Annotated in this window: 21 protein-coding genes and 1 tRNA gene; 7 read left to right on the top strand and 15 right to left on the bottom strand. The window is 69.7% G+C overall.

Going from position 1 to position 24,281, the window contains the following annotated elements; genetic code table 11:
• Positions 1 to 30: 30 nt before the first annotated feature.
• Complete coding sequence (locus tag BOX37_RS24300) at positions 31 to 579, bottom strand: transglycosylase family protein (protein ID WP_071929655.1); 549 nt, start codon at positions 577 to 579, stop codon at positions 31 to 33.
• 343 nt (positions 580 to 922) lie between these two features.
• On the opposite strand from BOX37_RS24300, the gene BOX37_RS24295 reads away from it, so the two are divergent.
• Positions 923 to 996, top strand: a tRNA-Met gene (locus tag BOX37_RS24295).
• A 54-nt stretch (positions 997 to 1,050) separates the two neighbouring features.
• Here the strand turns inward: BOX37_RS24295 and BOX37_RS24290 are convergent.
• From BOX37_RS24290 to BOX37_RS24280, 3 genes are all read right to left on the bottom strand, one after another.
• Positions 1,051 to 1,617, bottom strand: coding sequence for a TetR/AcrR family transcriptional regulator (locus BOX37_RS24290; protein WP_071929654.1), 567 nt, complete (start codon positions 1,615 to 1,617; stop codon positions 1,051 to 1,053).
• Between the two features lie 14 nt (positions 1,618 to 1,631).
• Complete coding sequence (locus tag BOX37_RS24285) at positions 1,632 to 3,134, bottom strand: MFS transporter (protein ID WP_071929653.1); 1,503 nt, start codon at positions 3,132 to 3,134, stop codon at positions 1,632 to 1,634.
• A gap of 75 nt (positions 3,135 to 3,209) precedes the next feature.
• Positions 3,210 to 4,148 (bottom strand): SDR family oxidoreductase, encoded by a 939-nt coding sequence (locus tag BOX37_RS24280; protein WP_071931835.1) that lies wholly within the window; start codon positions 4,146 to 4,148, stop codon positions 3,210 to 3,212.
• A 134-nt stretch (positions 4,149 to 4,282) separates the two neighbouring features.
• Between BOX37_RS24280 and BOX37_RS24275 the strand changes: the two genes are divergently transcribed.
• On the top strand, positions 4,283 to 5,125 hold the full coding sequence (locus BOX37_RS24275) for a helix-turn-helix transcriptional regulator (RefSeq protein ID WP_071931834.1): 843 nt from the start codon (positions 4,283 to 4,285) through the stop codon (positions 5,123 to 5,125).
• 68 nt (positions 5,126 to 5,193) lie between these two features.
• Here the strand turns inward: BOX37_RS24275 and BOX37_RS24270 are convergent, their stop codons facing one another.
• From BOX37_RS24270 to BOX37_RS24255, 4 genes are all read right to left on the bottom strand, one after another.
• A complete protein-coding gene (locus BOX37_RS24270) occupies positions 5,194 to 5,451 on the bottom strand; it encodes an HPr family phosphocarrier protein (protein WP_071929652.1) in 258 nt (85 codons plus the stop codon).
• Positions 5,452 to 5,476: 25 nt separating this feature from the next.
• A complete protein-coding gene (locus BOX37_RS24265; RefSeq protein ID WP_071929651.1) occupies positions 5,477 to 7,699 on the bottom strand; it encodes a PTS fructose transporter subunit IIABC in 2,223 nt (740 codons plus the stop codon).
• A gap of 104 nt (positions 7,700 to 7,803) precedes the next feature.
• Positions 7,804 to 8,823: a 1-phosphofructokinase family hexose kinase gene (locus tag BOX37_RS24260; RefSeq protein WP_071929650.1), complete on the bottom strand. Its 1,020-nt coding sequence runs from the start codon at positions 8,821 to 8,823 to the stop codon at positions 7,804 to 7,806.
• Complete coding sequence (locus BOX37_RS24255) at positions 8,820 to 9,587, bottom strand: DeoR/GlpR family DNA-binding transcription regulator (protein ID WP_071929649.1); 768 nt, start codon at positions 9,585 to 9,587, stop codon at positions 8,820 to 8,822. Before BOX37_RS24255 ends, BOX37_RS24260 begins: the two co-directional genes overlap by 4 nt.
• Positions 9,588 to 9,847: 260 nt before the next feature.
• Here BOX37_RS24255 and BOX37_RS24250 point away from each other — a divergent pair, with 260 nt between their 5' ends.
• On the top strand, positions 9,848 to 10,666 hold the full coding sequence (locus BOX37_RS24250) for an ACT domain-containing protein (RefSeq protein ID WP_071929648.1): 819 nt from the start codon (positions 9,848 to 9,850) through the stop codon (positions 10,664 to 10,666).
• Positions 10,667 to 10,669: 3 nt separating this feature from the next.
• Here BOX37_RS24250 and BOX37_RS24245 read toward each other — a convergent pair whose 3' ends face one another.
• Complete coding sequence (locus BOX37_RS24245; protein WP_071929647.1) at positions 10,670 to 10,879, bottom strand: hypothetical protein; 210 nt, start codon at positions 10,877 to 10,879, stop codon at positions 10,670 to 10,672.
• 122 nt (positions 10,880 to 11,001) lie between these two features.
• Here BOX37_RS24245 and BOX37_RS24240 point away from each other — a divergent pair, with 122 nt between their 5' ends.
• A complete protein-coding gene (locus tag BOX37_RS24240) occupies positions 11,002 to 12,177 on the top strand; it encodes an alpha-hydroxy-acid oxidizing protein (RefSeq protein WP_071929646.1) in 1,176 nt (391 codons plus the stop codon).
• 144 nt (positions 12,178 to 12,321) lie between these two features.
• The gene (locus tag BOX37_RS24235) at positions 12,322 to 13,086 is read left to right on the top strand and encodes a DUF6319 family protein (protein ID WP_071929645.1); all 765 of its coding nucleotides are present in this window, start codon (positions 12,322 to 12,324) and stop codon (positions 13,084 to 13,086) included.
• 41 nt (positions 13,087 to 13,127) lie between these two features.
• Here BOX37_RS24235 and BOX37_RS24230 read toward each other — a convergent pair whose 3' ends face one another.
• Positions 13,128 to 14,627, bottom strand: coding sequence for a GGDEF domain-containing protein (locus tag BOX37_RS24230; protein WP_071929644.1), 1,500 nt, complete (start codon positions 14,625 to 14,627; stop codon positions 13,128 to 13,130).
• A 314-nt stretch (positions 14,628 to 14,941) separates the two neighbouring features.
• Between BOX37_RS24230 and galK the strand changes: the two genes are divergently transcribed.
• Both galK and BOX37_RS24220 read left to right on the top strand, forming a co-directional pair.
• A complete protein-coding gene (galK, locus tag BOX37_RS24225) occupies positions 14,942 to 16,063 on the top strand; it encodes a galactokinase (RefSeq protein WP_071929643.1) in 1,122 nt (373 codons plus the stop codon).
• Between the two features lie 141 nt (positions 16,064 to 16,204).
• Positions 16,205 to 16,468 (top strand): hypothetical protein, encoded by a 264-nt coding sequence (locus tag BOX37_RS24220; protein WP_156910524.1) that lies wholly within the window; start codon positions 16,205 to 16,207, stop codon positions 16,466 to 16,468.
• Here BOX37_RS24220 and BOX37_RS24215 read toward each other — a convergent pair.
• From BOX37_RS24215 to BOX37_RS24195, 5 genes are all read right to left on the bottom strand, one after another.
• Entirely contained in the window at positions 16,465 to 18,045 is a 1,581-nt protein-coding gene (locus tag BOX37_RS24215) for an alkaline phosphatase D family protein (protein ID WP_206045710.1), read from the bottom strand. The genes BOX37_RS24220 and BOX37_RS24215 overlap by 4 nt on opposite strands.
• 246 nt (positions 18,046 to 18,291) lie before the next feature.
• Positions 18,292 to 19,767 (bottom strand): PepSY-associated TM helix domain-containing protein, encoded by a 1,476-nt coding sequence (locus tag BOX37_RS24210; RefSeq protein WP_071929640.1) that lies wholly within the window; start codon positions 19,765 to 19,767, stop codon positions 18,292 to 18,294.
• Positions 19,768 to 20,252: 485 nt separating this feature from the next.
• Entirely contained in the window at positions 20,253 to 20,813 is a 561-nt protein-coding gene (locus BOX37_RS24205) for a hypothetical protein (RefSeq protein WP_084760048.1), read from the bottom strand.
• Between the two features lie 50 nt (positions 20,814 to 20,863).
• Positions 20,864 to 22,522, bottom strand: coding sequence for an acyl-CoA synthetase (locus BOX37_RS24200; RefSeq protein ID WP_071929639.1), 1,659 nt, complete (start codon positions 22,520 to 22,522; stop codon positions 20,864 to 20,866).
• 130 nt (positions 22,523 to 22,652) lie between these two features.
• Positions 22,653 to 24,272 carry an acyl-CoA synthetase gene (locus BOX37_RS24195; protein ID WP_071929638.1) on the bottom strand — a complete coding sequence of 540 codons (1,620 nt, stop codon included), beginning with the start codon at positions 24,270 to 24,272 and terminating at the stop codon, positions 22,653 to 22,655.
• Positions 24,273 to 24,281 lie beyond the last annotated feature (9 nt).

The following is a 24,281-nucleotide window of genomic DNA, read 5'->3' as shown; positions in this document are numbered from 1 at the left end:
GGGCCTTTCGTGTGCAGGGGGAGGGGTGGTTCAGCCGCCGATCGAGGCGATCAGTGGGGCGGAGGCGTCGAGCAGCTGCTGGTACTGTCCGGCGACGCCGTACTGCTCGGCGAGGTCACGGCCGGCTGCCTTGGCCTGCTCGACGGCGGACTGCACGGTGTCGGCTGCCTCGGCGGGCAGCTCGACCGGCAGCTCGGCGGCGGGCTCCTCGACCGGCGCCGGGGCGGGCTCGGACGTGCCTGCCTGCAGGTACTGGCCGCAGTGCGGCCACGCGCCGATGCCCTGGGTGGTGAGCACGTTCTCCGCGACGCGGATCTGTTCTTCCTTGCTGGCGTTGTGCGCCGAACCCTGGCCACCGTTGGCGGCCCAGGTGCTCTGCGAGAACTGCAGGCCACCGTAGTAGCCGTTGCCGGTGTTGATGCCCCAGTTGCCGCCGCTCTCGCACTGGGCGACGCCGTCCCAGTTGTAGTTCGCGGCGGACGCGGTGCCGGCGGCCAGGCTGAACGGAACGGCAACCAGGGCGCCGGTGATGGCGGCGACGCCAAGGGCACGGGTGCGGAATTTCCGGGTCTCAGTCATGGGGGAGACGCTAACCAAGAAATCGATGACGATCACATCTTGATAACGGGTCGATTCTATGAACGGAACAGGTGTCTTTTCGATGTTTGTGCTGGATACCCTGTGGGAATTACTAGATCCCGTTCGGTCTGTTATCTGGTCGTTATGTGCGTGAGATCACGCAGAAATAGTGACGCCGCTCACGGGAATTCGCACCCATAGCTCCCTGTTCACCATAAGTGTGTCTCACCTCACGTTTGGTCGGCCCTGCTGCGCGGAAGATCGTCGATCCGTTGCTGAAAACCGGTGTTGACCTGGCGATTTGGCATCCACGCTAACCCGTGTGTAATGTTGTATTCACCGACGCGGGGTGGAGCAGCTCGGTAGCTCGCTGGGCTCATAACCCAGAGGTCGCAGGTTCAAATCCTGTCCCCGCTACAAACGAAGGCCCGGAACCATCAGGTTCCGGGCCTTTCGCGTTGTCTGGTCCGATCAGCTCGCGATGGCCCGGTGCAGAACCGCGCGCAGATGGTCGATACCGGCGGGACCGTTGTCGAGCAGGATCGCGGTGCACAGGCCATCGGAGGCGGCGACCAGCGCCGCGACCGCCTGCGGGTCGTCGGTGAGGGTGGCCCCCAGCTCGGCGATGTTGTCGCGCCAGCGCCGCGCGACCGGGCGCAGGGCGGGTCGGCGGGCCGCCATGGTCGCCAGTTCACGTTCGGCGAGGGCGCGATCCCGGCCGGGCCCACCGCTCTCGGCGATCAGTTCGGCCAGGCCGGTCAGCTTGTCGCCGTCGCCGTCGATGAGGCCCCGGATTCGGGCGGTGTACCCATCGGCGACGCTGGTCAGGGCGGCGATCAGCAGATCGTCGAGCGTGGTGAAGTAGTAGGTGCTCAGCGACGTGGTGATGCCCGCCTGCTTCGCGACGGTGCGATGGGTGACGCCCGCCGCGCCATCGCGCGTGACCACGGCGAGGGTCGCGTCGATGATCTCCGCCCGCCGCTTCTCACCGCGTACCCGGCGTCCGTCGACGTGCTCATCGAGGTCGTCGTCGACCATGCGCCCCTCCTTGCTCAAACGTTGACCTTGTCGCCCTGATCCTGGCCGAGCCGGGGGACGCTGCGAAGCATGCGCAAGCACAGCACGGTAGCGGCGGCGATGGCGAGACCCGCGACCAGGGCGGCCGCGTTCAGGCCGGTGGTGAAGGCCACCCGCGCCGACTCCACGGTTCCGGCAGGTAGATCACCGGCCAGCGCCGCGCCGAGGCTGTCCTCGAGCGCGGCCGCCGATTCCGGCGAGAGCCCCTCGGGCACGCTGACCTGGTTGCGATAGATCGCGGTGGTGAGGCTGCCGAGCAACGCGACGCCGACGGCGATGCCCAGTTCCTGAACGGTCTCCGACATCGACGCCGCCGAACCCGACTTCGACGCAGGCGCCGCACCGACGACGATGTCGGTACCCAGCGCCGCGATCGCCCCCAGGCCCAGGTAGATGAAGGCGAAGCCGATCGCCACCGCCGTCTCGTCGTCGAGTCCGGCTGTCGCGAGCAGTCCGTAGCCGACCAGCGAGAGCCCGAGCGTGGCGCCCATGAGGTAGCCGGGGCGGATGCGCCGGGCCAGCACCGGCGCGCCGACCGCGGCGGCGAACATCGCCAACGCCGGTGGGCCCATCCACAGACCTGCTGTGAAGGGAGTGAGGCCTTCGACGAGCTGGAGGTACTGGGTGACCAGGTACATCGAACCGCCGACGCCGACCAGCCCGATCAGTAGTACGAGAAGAGCGACGGTGAAAGCCCTGCTTCCGAACAGTGACATGTCCAGCAGTGGGTCGATCAGGTGACGCTGACGGCGCACGAACGCCGCTCCGGCCACGATGCCCACTACGACGAACAGGACCGATTGCGCGCTGACCCCATCGACGGCGAGATGCTTGACCGCGTAGATCACCGGCAGGATCGACGCCAGCGACAAGCCCACGCTGACCAGGTCGAGCCGGCCCGCCGTGCGGTCGGCGTACTCCGGCAGCAGGGCGCGAGCGCCGACGAGAACGACGACCGCGATGGGCACTGCCAGCAGGAACGCGGCGCCCCACCAGAAGGCGTCGACCAGCAGTCCGCCCACGATCGGCCCGGCCGCCATGCCGAGGGCGAACATCGTCGCCCACACCCCGATCGCCACCGCGCGCTCGCGGGCATCGGGGAACATGTTCGAGATCAGCGACAGCGTGGACGGCATCAGCGTCGCACCGGCGACGCCGAGCAGGGCGCGCGCGAGGATCAGCAACTCGGCCGTGGGCGCGAACGCGGCGAGAACCGAGGCGGCCGCGAAGGCGACCATGCCGATCATCAGTAGACGGCGTCTACCGATCCGGTCGCCGAGGGTGCCCATGGTGATCAGCAGGCCGGCGATGAAGAAGCCGTAGGCGTCCATGATCCACAGCAGCTGGGTTCCCGAGGGGTCGAGGTCGCGCGCCATGCTCGGTGCCACGAGATAGAGCACCGTCACGTCGAGCCCCAGCAGCACCGTCGGCAATGCCAACAGTCCCAGTCCCGCCCACTGTCTCGCTCCTGCACGCATCGACAACTCCCGCCTCGCCAGAACAATCTATTTGTACGATAGTACAAGTAGAACTATCGTACAAATAGATTCGGCTCAGGGGTGTGCGAAGGTGACGCCGGTCAGCTCCTCGGACACCGTCCACAGCCGTGCCGCGTCCTCGGTGCGGCGCAACGGTGCCCACAGCTTCTGCTCGCCGGGCGGACCACCCAGGTTCCCGATCCATCGCGGACCGTAGAAGCCGCCGTCCTCGGCCTCGGTCGCGGCCATCAGCGCGGGGAGTTGTGCGCTGTCGACGGTGCCCACGACGAGTCCCCGTGCCGAGAGCCACCGGATCATCCGCACGTCTCGGGTGTCCTCGGCGCGTCCCACCTCGGGGCGTGCCGCGAGGAGGCTGGTCGGCGCGACACCGGGATGAGCGATGGTGCTCGTGATCCCCCATCCCGCCGCGCCACTGCGGCGACCGAGTTCGAGCCCGAACAGCCCACACGCGATCTTCGACTGCCGATAGGACGCCATGCCGTCGTATCGGCGCTCCCAGTTCAGGTCGTCCCAGTTGATCGTGCCGCTGCGTGCCGCGATGCTGGTCTGCGAGGTCACCCGCGCCTGCCCGGCCACGAGCAGCGGGAGCAGGTGGCCGGTGAGCGCGAAATGGCCGAGGTGGTTGGTACCGAATTGCAGCTCGAACCCGTCGGTGGTGGTCTGTCGTTCGGGCGGGGTCATCACGCCCGCGTTGTTGACGAGAAGGTGGATCGGGGCGTTGTCGGCGCGCAGCTTCTCGCCCAGGGCGGCGACCGATGCCAGCGAGGACAGATCGAGCTCTTCGAGCGAGAGTTTCGCCGCCGGATGCTGTGCGCGAATCGTCGCGACGGCGGCTTCCCCTTTGCGCGGGTTGCGGACCGGCATGATCACTTCGGCGCCCGCGCCGGCGAGCCGCGTCGCGATCCCCAGTCCGATGCCGTCACTGGCGCCGGTGACCACCGCGCGTTTCCCGGTGAGGTCGGGGATCGTGATGTCGTACTGTCTGCGAGGCATGCGGTTCACTCCTGACGTCGACCTGTCGACGCACCCGGCCGGGTGCCTTGAACCGAGCCTTCCTGGTGGTGCGGGAGTTATCCACGCCTCGACGATCCGTGTCTGTGCGATCAGTCCCGGTAGATAATGTGGGCATGATCGATCGAGCGGGATTGGCCGAGTTCCTCCGCCGTCGTCGAGAGGCATTGCAGCCGGAGGACGTGGGGCTTCCGCGGGGACAGCGCCGTCGCACCAGCGGGTTGCGCCGGGAAGAGGTCGCGGCGCTGTGTCACATGTCGACCGATTACTACTCGCGCTTGGAGCGAGAACGCGGGCCGCGGCCTTCGGAACAGATGATCGCCGCGATGGCGCAGGGCCTGCACCTGTCCAGGGACGAGCGCGACCACCTGTTCCGGCTCGCCGGCCACCAACCGCCGACACGGGCGGCGGACAGCGACTATGTCAGCCCGGGCATGCTGCGCATCTTCGACCGGCTCACCGACGACACTCCTGCCGAGATCGTCACCGAACTCGGCGAGACCTTGCGCCAGACCCCGCTCGGTGTCGCGCTCGTCGGTGATCTGAGCCGCTTCACCGGACCATCGCGCAGTATCGGTTACCGGTGGTTCACCGATCCGGCGGCCCGCGCGCTACACCCACCGGAGGATCACCAGTTCTATTCGCGCATGTACGTTTCCGGCCTCCGGAGTGTGCTCACCCGGCGCGGTCCGGAGTCCAAGGCCGCTCGTCTGGCGGAACTGCTGAACGCCGAGAGCGCGCAGTTCCGCGTGCTGTGGAACGAGCACGAGGTCGGCATCGTGCCCCACGAAGTCAAGCGATACCTCCATCCCGCCGTCGGCCTGCTGGAACTGAACTGCCAGATCCTGCAGGACTCCGCGCAGTCGAACTCGCTGCTCGTCTACACCGCGGTACCGGGGAGCGAGAGCTACGAGAAGCTGCAACTGCTGTCCGCGGTCGGCGTGGCGTCCTCGGTCTGAGCGGGACGGTATCGGCCACCGAAGACGACGAAGCCCCCGCGGCGACGGGGGGCTTCGTCGGGTGTCGGTCAGGCGTCGAGGTCGCTGGCGACGAGTTCGGCGATCTTGTCGAGGGTGGGTTGGTCGTCGCTGGTGATGACGACTTCGGCGCCCTGGGCGGCGCCGAGGGTCATGATCATCAGGGCCGAGCCCGCGTCTACGGGGTCGCCGCCGACGACGGCGATGGTGACCGGGACGCCGGCCGCGCCGACGGCCTCGGCGATCAGGGCGGCGGGGCGGGCGTGCAGGCCGACCGAGGAGCCGACGGTGACGGTGGTGCTTGCCATGGATATCTCCTTGTGTGCGAGTGGATTACGCGGTGGTGAGGACGGGGGCCGGCGTCGGCTTGCGGGTGAGTTCCTTGGCAACGGTGACGCAGAGGGCGGCCACGGCGGTGCCCGCGAACAGGGACACGAGGAACCAGCCGAGGTGTCCGATCGCGAAGAAGACGAAGATGCCGCCGTGCGGTGCGCTCAGGGTGACGTCGGTGGCCATCACCAACCCGCCCGTGACCGCGCCGCCGATCATCATCGACGGGAGTACGCGCAGCGGGTCGGCCGCGGCGAACGGGATCGCGCCCTCGGAGATGAACGAGGCGCCCAGCAGCCAGGCGGCCTTGCCGTTCTCGCGCTCGGCCTCGGTGTAGAGGCGTGGCCGCACGAGGGTCGACACGGCCATCGCCAGCGGCGGCACCATGCCCGCCGCCATCACCGCGGCCATGATCCGCAGGGTCGCCGGGTCGGTCACCGACAGCCCCGCCACGGCGAAGGCGTAGGCGGCCTTGTTGACGGGCCCGCCCAGGTCGAAGCACATCATCACGCCCAGGATGACACCGAGAGCGATCGCGGAGGTGCCGGACAGGCCGTTGAGCCAGTCGGTCAGTCCATTGGTGACCGCCGCGAGCGGCTTGCCGAGCAGTACGAACATCACGACGCCGACGATCAGCGACCCCAGCAGCGGGATCACCACCACCGGCATGAGTCCGCGCGCCCAGACCGGCACCGGCAGCTTGCTGACCCACAGGGCCGCGAATCCGGCGATCAGGCCGCCGACGAGGCCGCCGAGGAAGCCGGCGCCGACGAACACCGCGATGGCGCCCGCGGTGAAACCCGGTGCCAGACCGGGGCGGTCGGCGATCGCGAAGGCGATGTATCCGGCCAGGGCGGGGACCAGGAAGCTGAAGGCGAGTGCGCCGATCTGGAAGAGCACCGCGCCGAGATAGATTTTGAGGCCGCCGCTGGGCAGATCGGTGATCGAGTTGTCGAGCACGATCGAAGCGGCGTTGTCGGAGATCGTGTAGCCGCCGAGCAGGAAGCTCAGGGCGATCAGCAGACCACCCGCGGCGACGAACGGGATCATGTAGCTGACGCCGGTGAGCAGGATCTGGCGCAGCCGGGTGCCCCAGCCGATTCCCTTGGCCGCTGCCTGTCCGGGCGCCGGTGCCGTGCCGCCGACCGTGGCGGCGCCAGGTGTGGTGCTCGCCGTCAGCGCCTCCGCGATCATCGTGTCGGGCTCGTTGATGGCCCGCTTGACGCCGGATTCGACGACTGGCTTGCCCGCGAATCTCTCGCGGTCCTTCACCCCGACGTCCGTGGCGAAGATGACGGCGTCGGCCGCGGCGATGGTGGCCGGATCGAGCTTGTCACCGCCGCTGGAACCCTGCGTCTCCACCGCCACGTCGATCCCGGCCCGTTCGCCTGCGGCGGTGAGGGAATCGGCGGCCATGTAGGTGTGGGCGATGCCGGTCGGACAGGCGGTGACCGCGACGATCGTGCGTCGCGGGCCGGTGCTGGAACCTGGCGGTGTCGTGGAGGTTCCGGAGGCCGCTGCGCCGCCCGCGGCTGCGTCACCGATGACCGCCGCATCCCCGGCGTCGGTACCGACACCGGAGGCTGAACCAGCGCCGGCCGCCGCGTCGCCTGCCGTCGTACCGGCCGCCGCAGCTGCGGAGGTTCTGGCATCCGCGGACGTATCGGCACCGGTTGGCGCGTTGCCCGCTGTACCACTGGAAGCCGCTCCAGCGGCGGTGCTGGGTGGTGTGCCCCCGGAAGCTGACGATGTCGGACCGGCTGCCTGCGCCGGAGGATTGATGACGCCCTCGACCAGGGCGACAACGTCCGCCGGGGTCGCGGCGGCGCGGAGGTCGGCGACGAAAGCCGGGCGGACCAGGGCGCGGGCCAACGACGAGAGCAGCTTCATGTGCTCGGCGCCCGCGCCTTCGGGCGCCGCGATGAGGAAGACCAGGTCGGCCGGGCCGTCCGGGGCGCCGAAGTCGACGGCAGGGGTCAGGCGGGCGAACCCCAGCGACGCGGTGGTGACGGCCGCCGATCGGCAGTGCGGGATGGCGATACCGCCAGGCAGACCGGTCGCCGATTGCGACTCCCTGGTCAGGGCGGCCTCGGCCACCGCGGCGGCGTCGCTCGCGCGCCCCGCGGCGGCGAGCTTGTGCGCGAGCGTGGTGATCACCGAGTCCTTGTCGGTGCCGAGATCGGCATCGAGAGCGATCAGGTCGGGGGTGATGATCGAATCGGCCATCGTCGTGTCTTTCCGGAGTGGGTGTGGAGCAGGGTGTTGGTCGGGTGGAAGCGGTTCGAACGGTGCGGGCGACTGGGGTCGGGCGATGGACGGGTGGTGGGTGATCAGAGCGGGGTGGGTGGTCGGATCGCGGTGATCGGTAGCGGATGGGCGGTGACCGCGTCGAGGGAGATGTCGGCAGGTCCGGGTAGTCCGGTGCCGGGAAGTGCGGTGGCGGCGCTGCCGTAGGCGACGGCGTAACCCAGCCGCTCGGCCGGACCGGCCCCGGCGAGGTCGGCGAGCAGGTAACCCGCCAGGGCCGAGTCGCCCGCGCCGACGGTGCTGCGCGGCACGATCGCCGGGGCCGCGGCGAACCAGGCGTTCTCGGCGGTGACGAGGACCGCGCCTGCCGCACCGAGGGTGGCCAGCACCGCGCCGACCCCGCGCTCGACGAGGGTGGTCGCGGCTTCGGCCGCGGCAGTGGGGTCTTCGAGGGCACGGGGGTCGCGGCCGGTGAGCTGGGCGAGTTCCTCGGCATTGGGCTTGATGAGATCTGGGGTGGCGCCCCGGGATTCGGCGAACAGCGCCAGCAGCGGCGCATCGGAGGTGTCGACGGCGACGCGGGTGCGCACGCGGGCGCCGATGGCACCGTTGGGCGGCGCGGACGCGGCACCGCCCAGGGCCGAGAGCGTACCGACGAGCTGGGCGTACCAGGTGACGGGCACCCCCGGTGGCAGCGAACCCGACAGCACGATCCAGTCGGCTTCGGCGGCCAGCTCGACCAGCTGGGCGGTGAGCTCGTCCAGGTGTCGGCCGGTGAGCGGCCGGCCCGGTTCGTTGATCTTGGTTGTCGTGCCGTCGGTTTCGGCGATGGTCAGGTTGGTCCGCGGTTCGCCCGGTACCGGCACCGTGCGGTAGCCGATGCCCGCACCGCGCAGTCCGCTCACCACGGGATCGTCGTCGGCGCCCGGCAGCACAGCCAGCACCGGCGCACCCCCGGCGGCGACGACCCGCGCCACATTGACGCCTTTGCCGCCCGGATGGGAGGTGACGCTGTCGGCGCGGTGCACCTGCCCGCGCCGTAGCGGCTCGGTGAGCGTGACCGTGCGGTCGACGCTCGGATTGGCGGTCAGTGTCACTATCATGCGAGCACCACCTCGATTCCCTCGGCGACCAGATCCGCGTGCGCGGTGGCCGGGATGTCGGTATCGGTGACCAGGACGTCGATGTCGGCGGGGTCGCCGAAGCGGACGAAGTCCTCGCGGCCGATCTTGCGCGCGTCGGCGACCACGACGACCCGGTCGGCCGCGGCGATCATCGCGCGCTTGACAGCGGCCTCCTCCGGATCGGGCGTGGACAGGCCGTGGCGCACGGTGAGCGCGTTGGTGCCCAGGAAGGCGACATCGACGCGCAGTTCGCCGAGCAGGCGCAGGGTCTCGGCGCCCACAGCGGCCTGGGTGACCCCGCGTACCCGCCCGCCCAGCAGGTGCACTCGCACCCCGGTGTATCCGGTGAGCCGGGTGGCGATCGGCAGGGAGTTGGTGACGGCGACCAGATCCAGGTCGGTCGGCATCGCGGCGGTCACCCGCGCGGTGGTCGTCCCGGCGTCGAACAGCACGCTGCCACCGGACTCGGGCAGGTACCGCTGGGCGAGCTCGGCGATGCGGTCCTTCTCGGCGGCGCGGGTGCTGTCGCGTTCGACGGTGCCCAGTTCGATCGTGGTGAGCGCGCCGGAGCCGACCGCGCCGCCGTGCACCCGGCGGATCAGGCCGAGGCGATCCAGCACGGCGAGGTCGCGACGCACGGTCTCGGTGGTGACCCCGTACTGGTCGGCCAGCTCGGCCACCGAGACGCGCCCGCGCTGCCCGATGAGGGTGGCGATGGCCTGCTGCCGTTCCTCGGCGTACATGGTTCCTCCGGTTCGCAAATCTTTACTCATGTTGTTTTATGCCCATTTGTGTGGCTTTGTCAATGGCTTTTGGTGAGCCGAGTCACAATCGTTGCCTTCGCCTATCGGGCCCGAAAGGTGCCTGTGGTCACACAACACCCGCCCAGGTGGTGGGTATCACCAGGGAACGCGCTGCAGGTCAACGACTTTCGCGGCAACCGTCACGTCGCTGTTACGCGCCTCTTCGGTGATCGACACGCACACTGGTGAGGCTGACCCGCATGTGGCGATTCGCAGTGCGACCCCGTGTCACGACGCTGGCCTGCGAGGTGTGCGGGCGGCTGCCGCACCCCCGGCGGACCCGACTGGCGCTGGCCAAACTGGCGGCGGTGTTCCCGGTGGAGCTGGCGCTGCACGCGCTGGTGATCCACCTGCACCCGCCCTACCTGGTGACCGTCGTGGTTCTGACGGTCACCACCACGATCCTGGTGATCTGGGTGGTCGAACCGTCGGCGATGCGGATGCTCGGCGGCTGGCTGCACGGCCCGGAACTGCGCCACCGCGACCGCATCGACGCCGCGCCCACGCTGTGGCGGATCCGGGTACGCCTGGCCGACCGGCCTGGCGCGCTCGAGACGCTCGCCGCCCAGCTGGCGCACCGGGAGGCCAACATCCTCACCGTGCACGTGCACCAGCTCGAGGACGCGGTGCTCGACGAACTGGTGGTGTCCGCGCCCGCCGAGATCACCGCGCACGGCATCACCGCGGCGGTGGTGCAGGCGGGTGGTTCCGGGGTGCGGGTGTGGCCCGCCACCGTGCTCTCACTGATCGATGGGCAGACCAAAGCGCTGGCCATCGCCGCGCGTATCGTCGGCGATCCGGACGAACTGCCCTTGGCCGTGGCCGAACTGCTCGGCGCCCGCTACCTGGCGCCCGGCACTCCCGCGGCGATCGATCCGGGGGAGGGGACGGTGCTCGAACTCGATCGCGACGAACGGCACTGGGGTTTCGTGCGACCGGACGAACCGTTCACCCCGGCCGAGATCGCCCGCGCGCATCGGCTCGCCGACCTGGCGGCGATGACGGCGCGACGGCGGTGAGGCTCAGTCGAAGCCGAGATCGGCGGTGAGCGGATCGCGCAGGGCGCCCTCGGCGGCGCGCAGCCGATCGGTGACGGAGGTGAGCAGATCCATCGAGTCCTGCGACAGGCCGAGGGCAAGGCGAGTGAGCCGACGGATGGCGTCGCACTTGATGCGCTGGGCGAGGAGGACGTCCGGGTCGGCGGGTGCGGCCGAGTGTTCGACGACGGTCACGACAGGGGCACTCACAATCTCGGAACGCGCTGCTGGGTACGCTGCTGCCTATTTTCGAGTATGACGCACCTTACATCCCCCCTGCGGTCCGTGGACCAGGGCTGGCATGGGAAAGTTCAGCGATGAGTCAGTTCGCCGACTATCAGAACGAGATCTACCTGGCCGCGCTCGGTGGGATCCAGCCCGATTTTCCGATGGATTACGCCACGCTGGAGCGCAAAGCGACCGCCGCGCTGCCGGATCCACTGCTGAATTACATCGCCGGTGGCGCGGGCGACGAACTCACCCAGCGGCGCAATGCCGAGGCCTTCGCCGACTGGGGCCTGGTGCCGCGCATGCTGGTCGGCGCGACCGAACGCGATCTGTCGGTCACCGCGTTCGGCCACACCTTCGCCAGTCCGCTGTTCCTCGCCCCGGTCGGGGTGATCGGTCTGGTCGGCGAGAACGGCCACGGTGACATCGCGGTGGCCAAGGCCTCGGCGGAAACCGGTGTGCCCGCGATGTACTCGACGCTGATGGAGGACCCGCTCGAGGACGTGCGCCCGCACGCGGGTGACACGCCGTCGTTCTTCCAGCTCTACACCCCGAAGAACCGCGAACTCGCCGAGAGCTTGGTGCGCCGCGCCGAGGCAGCGGGCTACGCGGGCATCACCGTCACCCTCGACACCTGGGTACCGGGCTGGCGTCCACGCGATCTGGCCAGCGGCAATTTCCCCCAGCTGCGGGGTCACGTGCTGAAGAACTACACCAGCGATCCGGTGTTCCAGGCGATGGTCGGCTCCGATGATCCCAAGCTGATTGTCCTGCACTGGATCTCCACCTTCGGCAATGCGCTGACCTGGGACGATCTGGGCTGGCTCCGCTCGCTCACCGATCTGCCGCTGATCCTCAAGGGCATCGCGCACCCCGAGGACGCGCGCCGGGCCATCGATCTGGGCGCCGACGGCATCTACTGCTCCAATCACGGTGGGCGCCAGGCCAACGGCGGTCTGAGCGCGCTCGAGACGCTGCCCGCCGTCGTCGCCGCCTGTGCCGACCGGGTGCCGGTGCTGTTCGACTCCGGTGTGCGCTCGGGTTCCGACGTGGTCAAGGCCCTCGGGCTGGGGGCGAGCATGGTCGGGCTCGGCAGGCCGTATGTGTACGGCCTGGCGCTGGGCGGGGTGCGCGGTCTGGTGCACGTGCTGCGCAGCTACGCCGCCGAAGCCGATCTGCTGATGGCGGTCAACGGCTATCCCGATGTGGCCGCGGTCCGCGAGAACATCCGGCCGAGCACGCGCGGCAACGCCTCGCGCGGCTGAGCGCGGGACGGCCCGGAAACCTGGAACGGGTGGGGTTTTCGGGCCGGGTCGGCGGCCTCGGGCGGAACCTGTCGGTGACTCGAGGCATCATCGTGGGCACACCACGCTGAAAGCACGCCACGCACCAACCTCCCGGAGTCCACGATGTCCTCGCCGAGCACCAAGTCCGCATCCCGTCGAACCGCCCCACCGGTCCTGTCCGAGGACGAACTCGCGCGCATCGCCGGTGAGCTCGCCGAGGGCAAACCGCCGATGGTGTGGTTCACCGCCGCCGCCGTCGGTGTCGCCGAGGGTAAATCGGGCAAGGTCGTCGCGCTCGGGAATCCGGCCGACGGCGACTTCCTGCAGGTGCGGCCCACCGGTTCCAAGGATGTGCTCTCGTTCGGCCCGAGCGAGGTGACGCTGACCAAACCGGCCCGCGGGACCACTGTCGCGGCGGGCGGGTCCGCTCGGACCCGCCCCGCGAGTGTCCCCGAGCCGAGCAACCGAAAGGACACCACTGTGACCCAGCCGTCGACCCTGCCGAGCGCCGCACCGACGTCGCCCGCGCCACGGTCGCTCGCCCCCGTGCCCGAGGAGACCGCGGCCAAGCCGGCACCGGCTGCCTCGCGTCCGGCGAAAACCACTGCCGCGCGCAAGACCAAGGCGCCCGAGGTGACCGTCACCCTCACCGGCACCGCCGACGGGGAGTGGACCGTCGATGTGGTCAACGGCAAGAAGCGCAGTGTGAAGGGGATGGCCGTGAGCAGTGCCGCGGTCGCTCAGGCCGCGAAGATCCTGCACCCGGAGGTGGCCGAGGTGGTCGACGGTGTGCTCGAGGCCGTCCGCGGTGCCCAGCAGGCCAAGGTCGCCCAGTTGCAGGCCGAACTGGAGGCAGCAAAAAAACTCTTGGCCGAACTCGGTGACTGAGTGATCGGGGCGGGGCGGCGAACGCCACGGCGCCTGCCCCGCTATACGGCCTTGCTCGTGTGTGTGGTGGTGTGAACGATGGTGCGGCGCCGGGCCTTCCGAAGGTCGTCGTGGAAGGTCAGGCCGAGCCGGTATTCCTTGGCGTGGTACATGGCGGCATCGGCGGCGCGGAGCAGGTCGTAGATCGTCGTTTCGGTGGGGCGGCTGCTCACACAGGCGACGCCGATACTGGCGGTGATCGGGATCTCCCCGCAGCTGAGGTCGAAGGGACGGACGAAGGCGCCGAGTAGATGCTGGGCGAGGACGGCCGCCTCGGCGCGGGTGCGTGCGCCGAGGACGACGAACTCGTCACCGCCGTAGCGGGCGGTGACGTCGGTGTTGCCGGTGGTGCGGCGAATGCGGGCGGCGGCGTTGGCGATGAGTTCGTCACCGACGGCGTGGCCGTAGCTGTCGTTGACCATCTTGAAACCGTCGAGGTCGATGAACAACAGGCACAGTGGTTTTCCGGCCCACTGGCCGCGACAGCGGTGCGGGGCGCGCAGCAGGGCGGCCCGATTGAGCAGGCCGGTGAGCAGGTCGTGGTCGGCCTGGTACTGGGCGCGGCGTTCGCTGCGGACGCTGCGGGCGATGGCGCGCTCACTGCGTACGAGCACCCCGACCAGCAGCAGCGTCAGCAGCAGGCAGATCACCACGCGGTCGCCGGAGCCGAGGTCAGCGCCGACCACGCTGACCAGCGAGGCCGCCACCAGCGCGACCGCGATCACCCCCGCCCGCCGACGCGAGCGATGCGGATGGACATCGCCGGTCTCGGGCAGCGTGCTCATGGTCGGGTGCAGCGCGGCGAGCCCGGCCAGCAGATACGCCCACTGATGCGGAACCAGCGCGAACTCGCTGCCGTTGACGAGCGTGCCCGCCGCCGTGAGACTTTCGAGCAGACCGCCGAGGAGAACGGCGATCAAGGCCGCCTGCACCAGGCGCAGCGAGGTCCGCGAACCGGCCGTGGTCGCCAGCGAGTGTGCGAGCACGGTGAGCAGCAGCGCGTGGATCACCGGATGGCTCGCCGCCAGCACGGTGTCGAAACCACTGCCGTGCCGCAGGATCGGTGAGATCAGGAAGGTCCAGGAGGCCAGCAGGGCACTGAGCCCGATCAGCGTGGAGTCCAGCCACAGATCACGGGCGCCGACGACGCGGCGCGGTTGCAGCCAGCCCACCGCGGCCGAGCCCAGGCAGAGGTAGGCGGCGAGCGTGCTCAGATCATCGACCGGATGCCAGCTCTGGTGCAGCCCGGTCTCCCGTAGTGCGGCGCCGACGGCGAACAGCGGCACCGAGGCGGCGAGCAGGTGCCACGGCAGTCGGTGGGCGGGCCGATGACGACGCAGACCGATCCCGATCATCGCCAGGCTGCCCGCGACGATCACCACGAGCAGCAGCAGCGACAGTGTGCGGGCGCCCAGTAGCGCCGAGACCAGTACGGCCCCCGCCGCACCGCCCACCACCGCCCACCATCGTGAACTGCCGTGGCGTGTCCCCCTGATGATCATCAGCCCCCTCGATCCTGCTGCGCACGCGACGAGCGCCGATCGAACGCGAGGCCGATGAGTTCGCTCGTGGATTTTGTTCGGCCGAGGAGCACCGAGTGTTGTTGTCCGAGCAGAATTCCCAGCCGACGGGTGCCGACGCTCAAAACCTTTACAACTCAGTCGATCATGACACGATCGCCACCGTGCTGTCGACGCGTTGTGGCGCATTCGGTCGATACCGATTTCGCACCCGGTGTCCGGCGTGGTCTTGACGCGGTGTTCGGTAGGTGTCGCGGGGGTGGAGCGCCGCCGCCGGACGAGCGCAAGGAGTGCGGGTGGACAGGTGGATCGCGCCGGGACGGGTCAATCTCATCGGTGAGCACACTGACTACAACGACGGGTTCGTCTTGCCCATCGCGCTGTCGCTCGGTGTCGTCTGCGCCGTCGAGCCGCGCGCGGACCGGTCGGTGCGGGTGACCTCGGCGCAGCGGCCGGGAGAGGTCGTCGAGGTGGCCGTCGACGACCTCGCGGTACAGCGTGATCGGGTGCCCGGCTGGGCTCGGTACCCGCTCGGGGTCGTGCACGAGTTCGTCCGCGGTGGGCATCCGGTCACCGGGGTGACGCTGGCCGTCGACGGCGCCGTGCCGATCGGTGCCGGGCTGTCCTCCTCCGCGGCGCTGTGCTGCGCGGTGACCGTGGCGCTGCGCGATCTGTTCGCGCCCGCCCTCTCCCAGCGCGCGCTGGTCGAGATCGCCAGGGCGGCGGAGAACGGTTTCGCCGGCGTACCCACCGGCGTGCTCGATCAGTCGGCGTCGATCCTGTGCACCGCGGGCCACGCGTTGTTCCTCGACGTCCGCGCCTTCCTCGCCGTCGATGGTTCCGAACCCGTTGCTGCCGAACAGATTCCGTTCGACCTGCGCGCCGCGGGATTGACGCTGCTCGTCGCCGACACCGGTCACCCCCACGACCTCGCCGATGGCGCCTACGCCGAACGCAGAGCGCAGTGCGAAGCCGCCGCGGTCGCGCTGGGTGTCGGTGCCCTCCGCGATGCCACCAGGACCGACCTGGCGCGCCTGGCCGACCCACTGCTGCGCCGCCGCGCCACCCACGTCGTCACCGAGAATGCCAGGGTCCTCGCGATGGTCGAGCAGTTGCGCGTCGGCACGGACCCGAAGATCGTCGGTGGGCTGCTCACCGCGTCCCACCGTTCACTCCGGGAGGATTTCGAGGTGTCGACGCCCGCACTGGAGCTCGCGGTCGCCGCGGCCATGGACGGTGGGGCGCACGGAGCGCGGATGGTCGGTGGGGGATTCGGTGGCAGCGTCCTCGCATTGGTCGCCGATGACGTCACCGAGCGCGTCACCACGCGGATCCTGGAGCGATTCGCGGCAGCGTCCCTACCCACCCCACGGGTGTTCGCCGTCGAGCCCGCCGACGGAGCACGCAGACTCGGCTGACCGGTCGCCGTTCGTGTCGCGCGCAGTCGTCGGAGCAGCAGTGCGCCATCACGCGGCAGGACGACCAGAAGCGGTTCATACCCTGCGCGGTTTGCCAGACCAGGAGGGACACCCGGGCGCTTGTCCTCTCGCCCAGCACCCTTGACGTGTCCGAGATGCAGTGGCTGGACGGCGGGCCCGCTCGACGGCGCGCTGGTCGCCCGGCGTTTCGGCTTCGTGCTCAGCAAAGTCGTGGTTGTGCTCGTCAGGTGGGTGTTGCACCTCCTGTGCGGAGACCAGGGCCGGGTGATCGCCGGGGACAACCTCGTCAACTGGTGTTGTGCGTACCCGGTTCACGCCGCGGCCGCGCGAGAACGGCTGCGTGGCGGTGCGGCGCAGGGCAAGGTCGTGCTGACCCTGACCTAGGCTTCCAGCGCGCCCGGAATGCCGTCCTGGACGACGAAACTCGCGCGGGTGGTGATCGGGGCGCCCTCGCGGCTGACATAGGGGACGACGCGGAAGTCGTTGCGCCACTGCTGATGATCCAGGTCGACGCGGACATAGCCACGCTGGCGGTTGTAGAACTTCAGATCCGGATTGGCGGCGAGCAGCACGCGACCGGTGTCGGACATGTCGGTGCCGTCGCCGCCGGTGGTGATCGAGGTACCGGTGAATTCGGTGGCGACGACGGGGGATTCGGGGTCGCGGTAGTCGCGGCGCAGGTCGGCGACGTAGTTCTCGTGCCGGTCGCCGGTGATCACCACCAGGTTGGCGACGTCGTGATCGGTGGCCGCGCCCAGCACTGTGTTGCGGTCGGCGATGTAGCCATCCCAGGCGTCGGTGCCCAGCAGCAGGTCGGGGCCGGGGTCGTAGTCGGACTGGGCCATGGCGACCTGGTTGCCGAGTACCTGCCAGCGCGCGGTCGAGGCTGCGAAGCCATCGATGAGCCAGTCCCGTTGTGCCGCACCGAGAATGGTGCGATCTGGGTCGAAACGATCGTCGCAGCCGACCACCGCGGAACCGTCGCCGCAGGCCTGCGCGGTGCGGTACTGCCGGGTGTCGATCATGGTGAACTCGGCCAGATCGCCGAAGCCGTAGCGGCGATGCATCCGCACCGAGGGGCCCACCGGTAGCTGGGCCAACCGCATCGGCTGGTTCTCGTACATGGCCTGGAAGGCGGCGGCCTTGCGGCGCCGGTACAGCGGCGGCAGCAGATACACGTCGATGCCGAGCCCGGGATTGGTGCCCGCCCAGTTGTTGTCGAGCTCGTGGTCGTCGAAGGTGACCAGCCAGGGGAACGCCGCGTGCGCGGCCCGCAGCGGCGCTTCGGCCTTGGCCTGGGCGTAGCGGAGCCGGTAGCCGGTCAGGTTGACCGCCTCGTCGGTGAGGTGCGGCGGCATGGTCGCGCCCCGGCGGCCCAGCGTCCAGGACGATTCGTAGATGTAGTCGCCCAGGTGCACCACCAGGTCGAGATCCTCGGCGGCGAGGTGGTCGTAGGCGGTGTAGTAGCCCGAGGCCCACGCCTGACACGAGGCGAAGGCGAACCGCATCCGGTCGGTCGGCGCCCCCGGTACCGGCGCGGTGCGAGTGCGCCCGACCGGGGAGATCGCCGAGCCCGCGCGGAATCGGTAGTAGTACCACCGATCCGGCGCGAGCCCGCCGACCTCCGGATGCACGCTGTGCCCGAGCGCGCGGGTGGCCACGGCCGACCCGCGTGCCACCACCCGCGCGAAGCGTTCGTCCTCGGCGACCTCGTAGTCCACGGTCACCGGGTCGATCGCCATGCCGCCGTAGCCATCCGGTGCGAGCGGATCGGGTGCGAGCCGCGTCCACAACACGACGCCGTCAGAGGTCGGTTCGCCGGAGGCGACTCCGAGGGAGAACGGATCGCCGAGCCGTCGCGGTGCGGCGAACCGGGCGCTGCTCACCGCCGACACCCCCACTGCCGCCGCGACCGACCCAGCCACGCCGTAGCGCAGGAGTTCGCGACGCGAGAGCGTCATCCTCGTCATCCTTTCGCCGCGACCGACCGGGGGTTCTCCCTCGATTCTGTCCGATTGCGCGCGGCGGCCACACCGGACACGAGCTACGGTCTCGTTTCCGAGGGCCGGATCGGCGAGGGCGGTGCGGCAGCGCGGTCACCTGCCCGGCCCCGAGCGAGCTCTCGTCGGTGTGCGGGCCGAATCGGCGTGGCCGCATCCGACCAGGCTCGACGTTCGCGAGAGCTTGGCCGAACGCGGCGCACCCGGTCAACGGGTCGAGGGCTGGGCGCGCGCGGCCAGGCCGAGCGCCACGTCGATGATCAGGAATCCCAGCAGGCTCAGGCCGACCAGCGGGATGAACCAGCCCACCGCGATCGCGGCGAGGACCAGCGCGACGGTGAGCCACGGCGAGGTCCGCCGCAGTACTCCGCGCCGTGGTGGAGCGGCCAGTGCGAGCCGGGTGGCCTTGCGGGTCGGGCGGCGCTGCCACCACATCAGGTAGCCGAGTACCAGCACGGTGATCAGGCCGACCATGATCGCCAGCAGCAGCAGCTGATTCGGCAGGCCGAACAGCAGGCCCATGTGGAAGGCGATGCCCCAGTTGGTGAGTTTGGCCATCAGCGGCCAGTCGGCGTAGGAAAGCCGGTCGGTGATCGCGCCGGTCTCACCGTCGACCGCGACGGCGTCGATGGTGTAGGTGCCGGGCAGCCGGATCTCCTTGACCACGAACGCCTGTTCCGGCGTGGCCGGGATGGCGATCTCGGCACCGTGGGTGACACCCTGGACCCTGGCCGCCGCGTACACGCGATCGAGCTGGGCGATCCGGGCCGCCGGATCGACCGGGGCCGGCGTGCTGTGCCCGGCGGCGTGGTGGTCACCGCCCGCGGGCTGGGCGGGTGCCGCCGCACCGGGCAGGGTGGCGCTCACCGCGGGGGTGGTCCAGCTCAGTTCCTGGCGCAGCATCGTGACGTTCTCGCCCGCGTAAGTCGACCAGGTCATGCCCGTCGCCGAGAGCAGAAGCACCACCGGCAGGATCCAGATCCCGATCGCGCCGTGCCAGTTCATCTTCCGACGCCGCGGCTGGGACAGATCGGGTGCGAGCAACCACGGCGCGGCCGAACGCGCGCGCCGTTTGCGTACCCGGTGCACCCACAGGACCAGGCCGAACAGTGCGATCACCCACAGCCACGACGCGGCCAGCTCGCTGTAGAGGCGGCCGGGCTCGCCCAGATGCAGGTTGCGATGGAATTCGCTGAGCCAGGCCCGCAGCGGCAGGGCGCCGCCACTGCCGTAGACCACCGACTCACCCACCGGCTGGGCCGTGTGCGGGTCGACGAACACCGACAGGCGCTCGGATGCGCCGAGGGTCGGGTCGTTGAACAGCACCCGGGTGGTGTCGCCGTCGGCGGGCGCGGGGGCGACCGCGGCCAGCGCCAGGTCGGGACGCGTCGCGACGGCAGCGTCGACCTGGGCTGCCAGGGACTGATCGGGTCCGGTGGTCTCGACGCGCAGCAGGTCGCGGGAGACGAAACCCTCGATGGTCGGCGCGATCGCGTAGAGCGCGCCGGTGAGCGCCGCGATCAGGATGAACGGGGCAACGAAGAAACCCGCGTAGAAGTGCAGGCGCAGGGCGAGCGGATGGAGGGGCAGACCCCGGCGCGCGCCGGGGCGGGGACGTCCACCGGAGACCGGTGGTGCCGAGGTGGGCTGATCCTCGGCCGGGCGGGTGTCCGTGATGCTCATCGTGCTTCTTTTCTGGAGTACTGGATACCCGGTGCGCGCGGACAGGGTCGCACGCGGTCGACCGTGCGCCCTTCGGCCCGGCTGTAGCGGTCGAAGGAAGCGGGCGGTGAGCCGGTGTGGACGGGCCGCCCTGGAGTTCGGGCGCCGTCCGCGGGCTCGGCCATGGCGCGACCATCCGGCCGCAGCGTGACGATCCGGCCGCAGCGTGACGATCCGGCCGCAGCGTGACGATCCGGCCGCAGCGTGACGATCCGGCCGCAGCGTGACGATCCGGCCGCAGCGTGACGATCCGGCCGCAGCGCGATGTCGTCGATGGCGTGACGGGCTTGCTACGGCGCGATGGCCGGCCGCGGCGTGACAGTGCGGTAGCCACGTGGCCGAGTCGATCAGCGCGAGTGCGCCGAGCGGTTCGAACCGACGAGCTCACTTGTCGCGACGGAAGGACAGCGCACGACGAAGTCCGTGCACCGGGCGAGGGAAAGGTTTCAGAAAGGAATCGCGAGCGGCGGAGCACGCGTTCGCAGCGATTGCGCGGCGAAGATCCGAAGGATGACGCGGTCACGATGGATCAGGCGCAGCGGCGCCGGATCGGGGATGCGGGGCGCGCGACAGCGCCGCGGCAGGATGCGCGCCAGGGCGGCGGCACCGATCCGATAGGCCGCCTCGACGCCGATGATCACCACCGCCGCGAGCAGCGCGGCGACGATGTGCGCGGTGAGCATCCCGAGCCCGAGGGTGTCGGCACCGTGGTGGCCGTGCCCGGACCAGCTCATCGTGGTGTGCCCGAGCAGCTGACCGCCCAGCAGCACAGTGGCCAATCCCAGAGCGCCGCTACGCAGCGCGGGCAGCCCGGCCACGACAGCGCCGACGATCGCCGAGGCGGCTGCCAGCAGAACGACGGTGGTGCTGCCCGGGAGCACGCCACCGGAAGCGAGTCCGTGCGCGGCCAGCGAGAGCGCGCCCGACATCGAGCCCGCGCAGGCGCCACGCAGCCGCGCGCCGATGGCACGTGACGGCGCGGGAACCCGCGCGAACTCGATGATCACCCGCTGATGATAGACGACCGGTTTCGGCCGCCCGGCGCGAACAATCGCACTCAGTCGGCGTCGAACGCCAGCTCGACCAGCGGCTTGCGCAGCAGCTTGCCGGTGGCATTGCGCGGCAGCTCGTCGATGAAGATCACCTCGCGCGGCACCTTGTAGCGGGCCAGGTTGTCGCGCACGAAGTCCTTGATCTCCTTGGCGTCGCGCGCCGAATCGGGGCCGGGGACGACGATCGCGCGCAGCCGCTTGCCGTAGTCCTTGTCGTCGACGCCGACCACGGCGGCCTCGAACACATCGGGACGGCCCGCGATGAGATTCTCCACTTCCAGTGGGAAGACGTTCTCACCGCCGGAGACGATCATGTCGTCGTCACGGCCGTCGATGTAGAGCAGCCCGTCTTCGTCGAAGTGGCCGACATCGCCGGACGACATCATCCCGTCGACGATCTCCTTGGTGCGACCGTCGGTGTAGCCGGTGAAGGCGAAACCGTTGTCGACGAAGATGGTCCCGGTGACGTTCGGTGCCGTGATCGGCTTGCGGTTCTCGTCGAGCAGCACGATCCGGATGCCGACCGGCGCTTTGCCCGCGGTGGTCGGCGCCTTGCGCAGATCGGCCGGGGTCGCCACCGTCATCACCGCGCACTCGGTGGAGCCGTAGAGGTTGTAGAGGCTGTCGCCGAAGTAGTCCAGCGCGCGGGTCACCACGTCGGGGGCGATGGCCGAGCCCGCGGCGAAGATCACGTCGATGGTGCGCGGGTCGTATTTCGCCAGCACCTGCTCGTCCAGGTCGAGGATGCGCTGCAGCATCGTCGGTACCACGACCAGCGAATTCGCCCGGTACTTCACGATATTGGCGAGTGTCCTCTCCGGATCGAAGCGCCGCTGCTGGAAGATCACCCGGTTGCCCAGCGCCAGCCCGAGGGTGAACTGTGACAGACCGGTGCCGTGGAAGATCGGCGCCGCCATGATCATGGTGCCGTTGTTGGGCAGCGGCACCCGGTCGACGAACTGGGCCGAGGCGAACGGGCTCACCTTGTCGCGCGGGGCGCCCTTCGGCGTGCCGGTGGTGCCGCTGGTCAGGATGACCATGCCGCCCGGCTTGCTCGGCGGGCTGAGCGGGGTGACCGAACGGCCCGACGCCAGCGAGGTCACGGTCGGGATCGACGGATCCACCTCGTGCGCCTCGTCGACCCAGGTGAGCACGCGCGGGATCTCGGCCGGGATGGCGCTCATCAGGTCGAGGAACTCGCTGTCGTGCAGCACCGCCTTGACCTTCTCGCGCGCGGCCACATCGGCGAATTGCGGCTTGGCGAAACCGGTGTTCATCAACACCGCGCGGGCGCCGAGCTTGCCCGCCGCGAGCATGCTCAGCACCATGCCGCGGTGATCGCGGGCGAGGATGGCGATCACGTCGCCCTCACCGATCCCGTTCGCGCGCAGGCCGCGGGCGAAGGCGTTGGACTGCTCGTCGAGCACGCCGAAGGTGAGCTCGCCGAGTTCGTCGACGATCGCGCCCGCGTCCGGCCTGGTCTGGGCGGCGTGCATGACGACGCCGGCGAACGGGCCGAACCTCGAGACATTGCGGAACGAGCGGGCGGCATGGTCGAGACGCAGCGGATTGAACAGCTTGCGGTCGACCATGACCTTGACGCCGAGCGCGAAATCACCTGCGCGCCGAGCGGTCCCACCGAGCGCGGGCAGAGACAGAGACATCGAACAGCCTTTCGGCAGACCGATCCCGGTGGTAGACGCGGGGCCGGACCGCGTCATCGAGATCCAGTGCTGGTGCTAACAATAGCAAGCGATCCGGCCGCGCTGTGGGGTCCGTCTCAGAAGGTGGCGATCACTGGGAGATCTCATAGTCGACCAGCACGCGCCGCAGGATCTTGCCGGTGGCGTTGCGGGGCAGCTCGTCGACGAAGATCACTTCGCGGGGCACCTTGAACCGGGCCAGATTGGCTTTGACGTGGGCCTGGAGTTCGGCCGGGTCGGGGCTGTGGCCCTCCTCGAGCACCACGAACGCGCGCAGCCGCTTGCCGAACTCCACGTCGTCGACGCCGATGACCGCCACGTCGAAGACGTCGGGCCGCTCGACGAGCAGGTTCTCCACCTCCTGCGGGAAGACGTTCTCGCCGCCGGAGACGATCATGTCGTCGTCGCGGCCTTCGACCATGAGCAGCCCGCTCTCGGTGAACCGGCCGAGATCGCCGCTGGACATGTAGCCGTCGATGATCTGCTTGTTCCGGCCGTCGGTGTAGCCCTCGAAGGGCGCGCCGCTGCGCACGAAGATCCGGCCCGTGGTATCGGGCGTCTCGATCCGCTGGTCGTTGTCGTCATAGAGGCGGACCTCGCAGGTGATCGGCGAGCGCCCGACCGTGCCCGGCGCCTCGGCCAGCTCGGCGGGGGTGGCGATCGTCGCGATGGCCACCTCGGTCGAGCCGTAGAGGTTGTAGAGCACCGGGCCGAAGGTCTCGGTGGCCCGGATGCACAGCTCGGGGGTGAGCGCGGACCCGGCGAACAGGATCACCTTCAGCGAGGACAGGTCGTACTTCGCGCGGACCTCGGCGGGCAATTCGGTGAGCCGGTGCAGCATGGTCGGCACGCAGACCAGCATCTCGACCTTGTGCTCGGAAATCGCGGCCAGGGTGGCCTCGGCGTCGAACCGGCGGCGCATGACGATCTTGTTCGACAAGATCGTGCCGACCAGCCAGGTGCCCAGACCGGTGCTGTGGAAGATCGGCGAGACGATCATCATCGTGCCGTTCTTGGGGAACGGCACCCGGTCGACGAACTGCGCGGTCGCCAGCGGGGTCACCTTGGTGCGCGGCGCGCCCTTGGGCAGACCGGTGGTACCGCTGGTGAGGATGATGAACCCGCCCGGCTTACTGGGCGCGGGCAGCGGCTCGACGGAGTTGCCCGCGATCAGGTCGTCGAAGGTGACCGCGCCCTCGGGCAGGGTGGTGCCCTCGTCGACCCAGGTGAGGTAGCGCGGCAGCTCGGGCGGCAGGGCGTCGAGCAGGTCGAGGAACTCGCTGTCGTGCAGCACGGCGCGCACGTTCTCGCGCTGGCACACCTCGGCGAACTGCGGCTTGGCGAAGCCGGTGTTCATCAGCGCGATCCGCGCGCCCAGCTTGCCCGCCGCGATCATCGACATGATCAGGCCGCGATGATCGCGGGCGAGCACGGCGACGACGGTGCCCTGGGTGATGCCCGCGTCGTGCAGGCCGCGGGCGATGGCGGTGGACTGCTCGTCGAGTTCCCGATAGGTCAGCTCGCCGCGCTCATCCGCGAGGGCGACCTGGTCGGGGGCCACGCGCGCGGAGTGCCGGACCAGAGTGGCCTGCGGGCCGTAGATCTTGGATTCCTTCATGGTCCGCAGGGTCTCGAGCGGCTTGGTGGGATCGGAGACACCGCGCTTGCGCAGGACACCGAGGCCTTTCACAGTTTCGAGAAGATGGGCCATGCTCACTCG

This window comes from Nocardia mangyaensis, assembly GCF_001886715.1.
Taxonomy (GTDB): Bacteria; Actinomycetota; Actinomycetes; order Mycobacteriales; family Mycobacteriaceae; genus Nocardia; species Nocardia mangyaensis.
The sequence above is the reverse complement of the archived record's forward strand: the minus strand, read 5'-3'. Positions and strand labels throughout refer to the sequence as shown.

Excerpts from the sequence above, each read along its gene's own strand:
- BOX37_RS24300 (WP_071929655.1), bottom strand. The coding sequence starts at position 579 with ATGACTGAGACCCGGAAATTCCGCACCCGTGCCCTTGGCGTCGCCGCC.
- BOX37_RS24290 (WP_071929654.1), bottom strand. The coding sequence starts at position 1,617 with ATGGTCGACGACGACCTCGATGAGCACGTCGACGGACGCCGGGTACGC.
- BOX37_RS24285 (WP_071929653.1), bottom strand. The coding sequence starts at position 3,134 with ATGCGTGCAGGAGCGAGACAGTGGGCGGGACTGGGACTGTTGGCATTG.
- BOX37_RS24280 (WP_071931835.1), bottom strand. The coding sequence starts at position 4,148 with ATGCCTCGCAGACAGTACGACATCACGATCCCCGACCTCACCGGGAAA.
- BOX37_RS24275 (WP_071931834.1), top strand. The coding sequence starts at position 4,283 with ATGATCGATCGAGCGGGATTGGCCGAGTTCCTCCGCCGTCGTCGAGAG.
- BOX37_RS24270 (WP_071929652.1), bottom strand. The coding sequence starts at position 5,451 with ATGGCAAGCACCACCGTCACCGTCGGCTCCTCGGTCGGCCTGCACGCC.
- BOX37_RS24265 (WP_071929651.1), bottom strand. The coding sequence starts at position 7,699 with ATGGCCGATTCGATCATCACCCCCGACCTGATCGCTCTCGATGCCGAT.
- BOX37_RS24260 (WP_071929650.1), bottom strand. The coding sequence starts at position 8,823 with ATGATAGTGACACTGACCGCCAATCCGAGCGTCGACCGCACGGTCACG.
- BOX37_RS24255 (WP_071929649.1), bottom strand. The coding sequence starts at position 9,587 with ATGTACGCCGAGGAACGGCAGCAGGCCATCGCCACCCTCATCGGGCAG.
- BOX37_RS24250 (WP_071929648.1), top strand. The coding sequence starts at position 9,848 with ATGTGGCGATTCGCAGTGCGACCCCGTGTCACGACGCTGGCCTGCGAG.
- BOX37_RS24240 (WP_071929646.1), top strand. The coding sequence starts at position 11,002 with ATGAGTCAGTTCGCCGACTATCAGAACGAGATCTACCTGGCCGCGCTC.
- BOX37_RS24235 (WP_071929645.1), top strand. The coding sequence starts at position 12,322 with ATGTCCTCGCCGAGCACCAAGTCCGCATCCCGTCGAACCGCCCCACCG.
- BOX37_RS24230 (WP_071929644.1), bottom strand. The coding sequence starts at position 14,627 with ATGATCATCAGGGGGACACGCCACGGCAGTTCACGATGGTGGGCGGTG.
- BOX37_RS24215 (WP_206045710.1), bottom strand. The coding sequence starts at position 18,045 with ATGACGCTCTCGCGTCGCGAACTCCTGCGCTACGGCGTGGCTGGGTCG.
- BOX37_RS24210 (WP_071929640.1), bottom strand. The coding sequence starts at position 19,767 with ATGAGCATCACGGACACCCGCCCGGCCGAGGATCAGCCCACCTCGGCA.
- BOX37_RS24200 (WP_071929639.1), bottom strand. The coding sequence starts at position 22,522 with ATGTCTCTGTCTCTGCCCGCGCTCGGTGGGACCGCTCGGCGCGCAGGT.
- BOX37_RS24195 (WP_071929638.1), bottom strand. The coding sequence starts at position 24,272 with ATGGCCCATCTTCTCGAAACTGTGAAAGGCCTCGGTGTCCTGCGCAAG.